The following is a 7,812-nucleotide window of genomic DNA, read 5'->3' on the forward strand; positions in this document are numbered from 1 at the left end:
TAGTGGTGTATCAAGCGGCAAAAGCGCCCACCCGCAAGCGGTCATAGGCCTGCATTTCTTCGGCATCGAGCGGGATGATGTACGGCTCGACGGGTTTCTTGAAACTGGTCATGCGGCCGTCGTCACCCTTCTTCAGATGGCAGTGGCAGAACCATTCACTGTCGTTGCGTTGTGGGTGATCGACCCGGTAGTGGTAGAGCCCCCAACGGCTTTCGGCGCGAAACAACGAGGCGCGCGCAGCCATTTCGGCGCAGTCGCGAATCACGCTGGTTTCCATCGCACGCATCAGTTCGTGGGCGTTGTTGGCCTTCATCTGCTCGAGGTCGCGTTCGATGTCGCTGAAGCGTTGCAGGCCGATCTGCATCTTCTTCGTCACTTTCGGCGGTTGCAGGTAGTCGTTGACGAAGCGCCGCAGCTTGTACTCGACCTGGGCCGGCGGCAGGCCATGCTCGCGGTCCAGCGGCGCGTAGACTCGCGCCTGCTCTTTTTCGATCTGCTGCAGGTCCAGTGCAGAGAACTCACGTCCGGCGACAAAATCCGCCGCGTTGTGCCCGGCAAACCAGCCATAGGTGAACGCGCCGAGCATGTAGTTGTGCGGCACCGCTGCCATGTCACCCGCGGAGTACAAGCCTTTCACCGACGTCTCGGCCCGCTCGTTGACCCACACCCCGGACGCCGAATGGCCGCTGCAAAAACCGATCTCGGAGATGTGCATCTCGACCATTTGCGTGCGGTAGTCAATGCCGCGATTGGCGTGGAACTGGCCACGGCTCGGGCGCTCGTTGCTGTGCAGGATCTCCTCGATGTTCTGGATGGTTTCCTCGGCCAGGTGATCGAGCTTGAGGAACACCGGGCCGTTGCCGCTTTCCAGTTCCTGGTGAAACTCCCACATCATCTGCCCGCTCCAGTAGTCGCACTCGATGAAGCGTTCGCCCTTGTTGTTGGCGGTGTAGCCGCCCAGCGGGCCGGTGACGTAGGCGCAGGCCGGACCGTTGTAGTCCTTGATCAACGGGTTGATCTGGAAGCATTCGAGATTGGCCAGCTCGGCCCCGGCGTGATACGCCATCGCGTAGCCGTCGCCGGCATTGGTCGGGTTTTCATAGGTGCCCATCAGGTAACCCGAGGACGGCAGCCCCAGGCGGCCGGCGGCACCGCAGGCAAGGATCACAGCCTTGGCCTTGATCACATGGAAGTCGGCGGTGCGGCAATCAAAGCCCATCACACCGTTGACCGCGCCCTGCGCGTCGGTCAGCAAGCGCGTGCATACCAGCCGATTGGTGATGCTCACCCGCGCGCGTTTCAACTGGCGATACAAGACCTTTTTGATGTCATGCCCTTCCGGCATCGGCAACACATAGGCGCCCATGTGGTGGACTTTTTTCACCGCGTAATCGCCGGTTTCGTCCTTCTCGAACTTCACACCCCAGCGGTCGAGCTGTTCGATGGTTTCAAAACTGTGGGTGGCGTAGGCGTAAACGGCGGCCTGATTGACGATGCCGTCGTTGGCGATGGTGATTTCCTTGGTGTACTGCTCCGGCGTCGAGTGGCCGGGAATGATTGCGTTGTTCAGGCCGTCCATGCCCATGCTGATCGCGCCGCTGCGTTTGACGTTGGCCTTGTCGACCAGCAGCACGCGCAAATCGCGGTTCTTTTCTTTGGCCTTGATCGCGGCCATCGGGCCGGCCGTGCCGCCGCCGATGACAACGATGTCGTATTCCTGCTCGAGAACGTTGCGGGTCATGCCTGCTCCCCTTTTTGCCGGTCGATCCGCAAGCGGTACTGGAACGCATCGCCACGGTAGTAAAGGTGTTCGAAGTCCAGCGGCTGGCCGTTGGCGTCGTGGGTCAAGCGTTCAATGCGCATGATCGGCGAGCCGGCCTCGACGTTCAGCGCCTGGGTCAGGTCGCTGTCAGCCAGCACCGCGTCGATGGCCAGATCGGCATGGCCGAGGGCGATGCCGCAGTCGTTTTCCAGAATCAGGAAGATGTCACGCGTCACCAGATCCGCCTTCTCCAGGCGTTCGCCAAGGGCTTTGGGCAAGTAGGTGATTTCCAGGGAAATCGGCTCGCGGTTGATCAAACGCACGCGTTTGATCTGCGCCACGGTTTCGCCTTCGGCGACTTGCAGGCGCTCGGCCACACGCTTGTCGGCGGGGATGAATTTAAAGCTGCGCAGGCGGTTGATCACCTCGTAGCCGCGCCCGGTCATGGACTCGGCCAAGCCTTGCAGGCTGCTGACGTTCTGGAAGGTTTTCGGCTTGGCGACGAAGGTGCCCTTGCCGTGAATCTTGAAAATCAGTCCTTCTTTCTGCAGATCGCCCAAGGCCTGGCGCACGGTGATGCGGCTGACTTTGAACAGCGTGCCGAGTTCGCTTTCGGAAGGCATCTGGCTGTCTTGCGGGTATTCGCCGTCGAGAATCCGCGCACGGAGGACGTCGCGCAGTTGGGTGTGCAGCGGGACACTGCTGAGGGACAGAACGTTATCGGTCATCACGGGATCACTTGTTATAACGAGTTATGACGTGATCTTAGAGACGTTATGACAAGCTTGAGAAATACCGAATGGGCATAACCTTAGATGCTTCACACGATCGCTTTTTTTAAGAGTGAGCCTGCTCGCGATAGCGGCATATCAGATACGAACCCGGTGTCTGACACTCCCCTATCGCGAGCAGGCTCACTCTTACAGGAGAATTGCGTACTACTGGCGTTTGAGAATCTGGTCCATGACCCAATCGGTCTTGAGCGCTTGTTCGGCGACTGCCGGATGGGGCGAATCCCCGCGAATATGCGCATTCATTCCCAGCACGTGATGCCACTGGATGTGCTCGTGGTGGGGAATTTCCAGACTGATGGTTTCATCGGCCTGCAGCTGCACCGGATGCTCATCAAACACGGAAAACGCGATCCGTCCCTGACTGCCGATGATCTCGACCCGATCCTCGCGCCGATCCGCAACAAAGCTCCAGCAGCCCATGCCGAGTGCCCCGCAGGCGAACCGCCAACTGGCGCTGACGGCATCTTCGGCGGGATACAAACCGGCCTGTCGTGCGGTGAAACCGGCGACTTCGACAATGTCGCCGAGCAGGTACTGGAACAGGTCAAAACCATGGCTGGCCAGGTCGGCAAAGTAACCGCCACCGGCCACGCTCGGGTCGGTGCGCCAGTTGGCGCGGCCGTCCAGATCGGCCGGCGACGGCGCCTTGGTCAGCGTCCAGCTCAAATGCCGCACCTCGCCGATGCGCCCCTGTTCCAGCCATTGCCGCACCTGCTGGAAACGCGGCAACGAACGGCGGTAATAGGACACGAACAGGTACAGCCCCGCATCGGCAAAGACCTGCTGCATCTCGCGGCTTTGCGCGGCGTTGAGCGCCATCGGTTTTTCCACGCAGCAATGCTTGCCGGCGGCGGCGACTTTGAGGCTGTAGACGTAGTGGCTGTCGGGGGGCGTGGCGATGTACACCGCGTCCACCTCGGGATCGTTGATCAGCGCGTCAACGTCGGTGTAGACCCGGGCGATGGCATGACGCGCGGCGTAATCGGCCACCGCCTCAAGGCGTCGGCCCATCACCGCCACCAGTGCCGAACCGGGCGCCTTGTAGAAGGCCGGCCCGCTCTTGCGCTCGGCAACGCTGCCACAGCCGATCATACCCCAGCGCACCTGGTTCATCGCCCCACTCCGTTTGGTTGAAACCTTAGCCTATGCGCAAGGCGCGCAGATCGAGGTGACCGTCCTTGAGCGGTGGGCACCAGTAATAGCCGCCAGTGATCGGCCGGCTGATGCGGTACAAACCGTCGGTAATGCCGTCTTCCAGCCCGCTCATGCGCCGCAGTTGGGCTTCGAAAGCGTCCAGCGAGAAACCGAACGCGAGGAACATCAGCCCGGCGCGATCGCCTTCGATCCACGGCATCGAACGGCGCACCATAAACGCCTCCGGCGCAAAGCTTTCCTGCGCAGTGCGTTTGACGTGGGCGGAGACCGGCGCGTCGTCGATCTCTTCGTTGTCGCTGAGGCGACGGCCCATGATGTTGTCCTTGTCTTCGGCGGACAACTGATGGAAACCCTTGAGGTCGTGCTGCCACTGCTGGATCGCGGCGAAGCTGCCGCCGACCAGGCCTTCGGCGCCCTCGCCCAGCAACGCGGCAGCGATGGCGGCTTCGTCATGCGGGTTTTCGGTGCCATCTTCGTAACCGGTCAGGTCGTGGCCGTCCTTGTGGCGGAAGGCTTCCTGCCTCTCGACCAGGCGCAGGGCCGGGGCCAGTGCGGCTTCGAGGGCATTGCTGCGGTTGAGCAGTTCGCCACGGTCGACACCGTGCAGCCAGACCCACAGCGCGTGCTGGGTCGACGGATTGTCGACGCCGACGCCGCTCATGGCCGGGAAGCTGCGCAGGCCGTCGATCTGCACATTCAGGGCCTGGGCCAGGGATTCACCGAAACCGACCACCGCCGACTTGCCGTCCACCAAATGCATCAGGTTGTCGATCGCCTGCGGCAGGGCTGCTGCCGATTCAAGGGCAAAAAACAGATGACGTGCTTGTGGCGGAACTGGGGTGGCGAGAATGCCCGGCTGGTAGTAACTCATGTGAACTCCTTGGGAAAGTGCGCGGGAGTTTACCTGTAGCCGGAGGCTTTGTGTGGGTTTGGAGAATGCTAAAAGCCCCTCACCCTAGCCCTCTCCCGGAGGGAGAGGGAACTGAATGGGGGATGCTGTAGAGATACGTCGACTTGAAAGTGCTGTACCGAATCCATAATCGACAAGAATCTTTCAGGTCAATGGATGACGTCGATCGGCCCTCACGCTCTCAAGTCCGTAATCGACACAATCTTTCAGGTCGATGGATGACGCAAAACACCTCGGTCGGCCCCCTCTCCCTCTGGGAGAGGGCTGGGGTGAGGGTTTGCGTCATGCCGCCAGGCGCTCGGGCTCATCCCCGTCCAGCGCTTGAACGCCCGGCGAAAACTGCGCACATCGCTATAGCCCACTTCTTCGGTGATGCGTTCGATCGGCATGTCCGGATTGGCCAGCAGGCTCAGGGTCCGCGCCTGCCGCACTTGTTCCAGCAGCGCTTCAAAGGTCAACGCATGCTCGGTCAGACGCCGGCGCAGGGTACGGCTGCTCATGTTCAAATCACCGGCAATCTTTTCAATGTGACTGCCACGGCTCAAGTCACGGGCGATCGCCCGCTCCACCGCCTGAATCAGATCCAGCTTCTGATGCACCTGCGCCGCTTCCAGCTCAAGCAACGCGACGGCCTGGCGCAACGCCAGCGAGTGATGATTGGGCAAGTGCACATCGAGCCATTGCGCGTCGATCAGCATCCGGTTGTGCAGGCAACCGAAGCGCACCTGCGGCCCCAGCAACCGATGGTATTCGCTCAGGTAGTCCGGCGCGGCATGCACGAACTCCACGGCAATCGCCTTGAACTCAGCCCCCACCAGTGCGCGGCCATACACCAGCAAACTGACGAAAAACTCTTCGACCGCAAACACCTGCACGTCGGCGAATGGCAAGCGGCATTCGGCGTCGAGATGCACCTGCTCACCGACCACATCGACACTGGACACCACAATCCCGCCCGAGGTGTGCTGATGACGAATGCCCAGCGCAAAGGCATCGCGCAAAGTCTTGCACAGCGACAGCACATGCCCGAGCAAGCCCAGCGTTCCCAGCACATTCTGCGCGCCGACCCACAGACCGAGGCCCTGATTGGGCAGCACTTTAAGCCCGCGCTGAATCATCGCCACGGCCTGGCGATAGGAGATCCGCTGCGCCGGATCCTGCAGATCCTCGAGCGTCAAGCCCAGGCCACGGCACAGGTTTTCCGGGTCGAGGCCCTTGTTATGCACGACCTCGGCGAGGGTTTGCAGGAGAAACGGCGACACCAACGCCAGTTCAAAGGTCGGGTCTTGGACTTTTACGTTCATGGAGGCTGACATTCCGGATCACGCTTGATTGTTATTTTTGTAACCGGTCATGTCGAAGGAAGTTAGCACAGGGTCAACGGACTGTCCGCAGATGCCCCCCTCGTTGTCCGCCAATACCCTGCCCGAATGTACGCCAAACGCTTATTTCTAACGTACCGGCGCCCCGTGCGACCGGTGCCAGGTCCCAATCACAATAATAATGAGGACAGTTATGAGCCCGAACCGTGCACCCTCCTGCTTGCCGCTCGCCTTTTTCATGGCGGGTTGCACCCTGACGTTGCCCGCCCTTGCCACCGAAGCCGGGGTCGACAATATCGGCACTGGCACCGACGGTTTCTTCATGCTGCCGCTGGAGGTCGACAGCCTTCCTGAGAACATGGTCGCGTTCAACCTCTACTACAACCATTACAAATCGACCAAGCTCAACATCAGCTCGCTGGGCGGCAAGGTGCCGAAGGTTGAAATCGAATCCACTGCGGTGATTCCGCGCATCGACTACCTGAGCCCGGTACGAATATTCGGCGGACGCCTGGCCGGCTACATCGCCCAGCCGTGGCTGAAGCAAGAGGTCGCGGTGTTCGGTTTGAGCGACACCCGCGAAGGCATGGGCGATACCACCTTCGCGCCGATCATTCTGTGGGACATGGGCAAAAACCTGACCCTTGGCGCCGCCGTGGAAGTCACCATACCCACCGGCGAATACAGCGTCGATCGACTGGCCAATACCAGCAACAATTTCTCCACCTACAAGCCGCTGTTCTCGTTCACCTGGCTGCCGACCGACAACACCGAAATCTCGATGAAGACCACCTACAGCTTCAACGAGAAGAACAAGGACACCGACTACAAGTCCGGGCAGATCTTCCACTTCGACTATTCGGCCAGCTACAAGATCACCGACAACCTGATGCTCGGGGTCAACGGCTATTTCCTCAAACAAACCACCGACGACAAACAGTTCGGCCACACCGTGCAGTTCGCCGGGCAGGACGTTGATGACGGCGTGCGCGGCAAGGTGTTCGCGATTGGCCCGGCGCTGCACTTCACCTTTCTCAAGTACGCCAGCGCGGAGATTCGCTGGGCCAAGGAGTTTGATGTGGAGAACCGGCCGGAGGGGGAAATGTTGTGGGCGAAGGTGAGTATTCCCTATGCGTTCTGAGTGCATTTGTAGGAAAGCGCACCTGGATTTGTAGCCTAAAAACCTGAAAAACACGTTGGTGGAATTCGCCTACAGCGGCGGTCGAGATTACCGGACAACAGGATGAAACGTCTGGCAGATTTATAGGGGGCGCTTGCATATACTGGGCTCCGTTATCCCATGGTTCCTCAAGGGCTCATGGGGTGCATCGTCAGCCAGTGACGACAACGGGCCACTCCCCCCTTAGACTGCTTGAAATTGATCACGGAGGTCATATGAGCATATTGCTTTCCCCGTTTTATTCTGAGTTCGAATCCGAAGAAGAGGCAGAGAGCTACGATCGCTGGTTTCGTGCCAAGGTGCAGGCTGCACTGGATGATCCTCGCCCGGGCATTCCCCATGAGGAAGCCATGGTGCGGCTCGACCAACTATTAGAAGAGAAACGCAAGAATCGACGCGCTGCCGCTTGAATGGAGCGATCAGGCTCTGGACGATCTGGCTGACATTATCGACTACATTGAACAATACAATTCCAACGCTTCAGCGGCTTTGCAGCGCAAGGTTGGTACAGCAACGCAAAGGCTTTCATCAATTCCCTATGGTTACAGGTCCGGTCGAGCGCCAGGCACTCGGGAAATGGTGGTCAATCCAAACTATCTACTGGTCTATCGAGTGAACGGGCGCATCAAAATACTGACGTTTGTCCACACTCGACAACAATACCCACGAACCTCATCAACATAAAAAAA

General features: G+C 59.7%; 8 protein-coding genes. 3 read left to right on the forward strand and 5 right to left on the reverse strand.

Going from position 1 to position 7,812, the window contains the following annotated elements; translation table 11 throughout:
- Positions 1–10: 10 nt before the first annotated feature.
- The 5 genes from PseuLF5_RS05125 to PseuLF5_RS05145 all read right to left on the reverse strand — a co-directional run bounded on the left by PseuLF5_RS05125 (position 11) and on the right by PseuLF5_RS05145 (position 5,925).
- Positions 11–1,741, reverse strand: coding sequence for a fumarate reductase/succinate dehydrogenase flavoprotein subunit (locus PseuLF5_RS05125; protein ID WP_340133082.1), 1,731 nt, complete (start codon positions 1,739–1,741; stop codon positions 11–13).
- Positions 1,738–2,490, reverse strand: coding sequence for a GntR family transcriptional regulator (locus PseuLF5_RS05130; protein ID WP_123468132.1), 753 nt, complete (start codon positions 2,488–2,490; stop codon positions 1,738–1,740). Before PseuLF5_RS05130 ends, PseuLF5_RS05125 begins: the two co-directional genes overlap by 4 nt.
- A 210-nt stretch (positions 2,491–2,700) precedes the next feature.
- Positions 2,701–3,669: a Gfo/Idh/MocA family protein gene (locus tag PseuLF5_RS05135; RefSeq protein WP_340133083.1), complete on the reverse strand. Its 969-nt coding sequence runs from the start codon at positions 3,667–3,669 to the stop codon at positions 2,701–2,703.
- A 25-nt stretch (positions 3,670–3,694) separates the two neighbouring features.
- Entirely contained in the window at positions 3,695–4,582 is an 888-nt protein-coding gene (locus PseuLF5_RS05140; protein WP_340133084.1) for a Dyp-type peroxidase, read from the reverse strand.
- Positions 4,583–4,827: 245 nt separating this feature from the next.
- Positions 4,828–5,925 carry an AraC family transcriptional regulator gene (locus PseuLF5_RS05145; RefSeq protein ID WP_340133085.1) on the reverse strand — a complete coding sequence of 366 codons (1,098 nt, stop codon included), beginning with the start codon at positions 5,923–5,925 and terminating at the stop codon, positions 4,828–4,830.
- A gap of 211 nt (positions 5,926–6,136) precedes the next feature.
- Between PseuLF5_RS05145 and PseuLF5_RS05150 the strand changes: the two genes are divergently transcribed.
- The 3 genes from PseuLF5_RS05150 to PseuLF5_RS05160 all read left to right on the forward strand — a co-directional run bounded on the left by PseuLF5_RS05150 (position 6,137) and on the right by PseuLF5_RS05160 (position 7,807).
- Positions 6,137–7,084: a SphA family protein gene (locus PseuLF5_RS05150; protein ID WP_445262406.1), complete on the forward strand. Its 948-nt coding sequence runs from the start codon at positions 6,137–6,139 to the stop codon at positions 7,082–7,084.
- Between the two features lie 254 nt (positions 7,085–7,338).
- Positions 7,339–7,533 (forward strand): type II toxin-antitoxin system RelB family antitoxin, encoded by a 195-nt coding sequence (gene relB / locus PseuLF5_RS05155; protein ID WP_128614194.1) that lies wholly within the window; start codon positions 7,339–7,341, stop codon positions 7,531–7,533.
- Positions 7,534–7,579: 46 nt separating this feature from the next.
- A complete protein-coding gene (locus PseuLF5_RS05160; protein WP_267795632.1) occupies positions 7,580–7,807 on the forward strand; it encodes a type II toxin-antitoxin system RelE/ParE family toxin in 228 nt (75 codons plus the stop codon).
- Positions 7,808–7,812: the final 5 nt, after the last annotated feature.

Origin of the sequence: Pseudomonas sp. LF-5 (assembly GCF_037626295.1) — a bacterium.
Classification (GTDB): Bacteria; Pseudomonadota; Gammaproteobacteria; order Pseudomonadales; family Pseudomonadaceae; genus Aquipseudomonas; species Aquipseudomonas monsensis.

Excerpts from the sequence above, each read along its gene's own strand:
- PseuLF5_RS05125 (WP_340133082.1), bottom strand. The coding sequence starts at position 1,741 with ATGACCCGCAACGTTCTCGAGCAGGAATACGACATCGTTGTCATCGGC.
- PseuLF5_RS05130 (WP_123468132.1), bottom strand. The coding sequence starts at position 2,490 with ATGACCGATAACGTTCTGTCCCTCAGCAGTGTCCCGCTGCACACCCAA.
- PseuLF5_RS05135 (WP_340133083.1), bottom strand. The coding sequence starts at position 3,669 with ATGAACCAGGTGCGCTGGGGTATGATCGGCTGTGGCAGCGTTGCCGAG.
- PseuLF5_RS05140 (WP_340133084.1), bottom strand. The coding sequence starts at position 4,582 with ATGAGTTACTACCAGCCGGGCATTCTCGCCACCCCAGTTCCGCCACAA.
- PseuLF5_RS05145 (WP_340133085.1), bottom strand. The coding sequence starts at position 5,925 with ATGAACGTAAAAGTCCAAGACCCGACCTTTGAACTGGCGTTGGTGTCG.
- PseuLF5_RS05150 (WP_445262406.1), top strand. The coding sequence starts at position 6,137 with ATGAGCCCGAACCGTGCACCCTCCTGCTTGCCGCTCGCCTTTTTCATG.
- relB (WP_128614194.1), top strand. The coding sequence starts at position 7,339 with ATGAGCATATTGCTTTCCCCGTTTTATTCTGAGTTCGAATCCGAAGAA.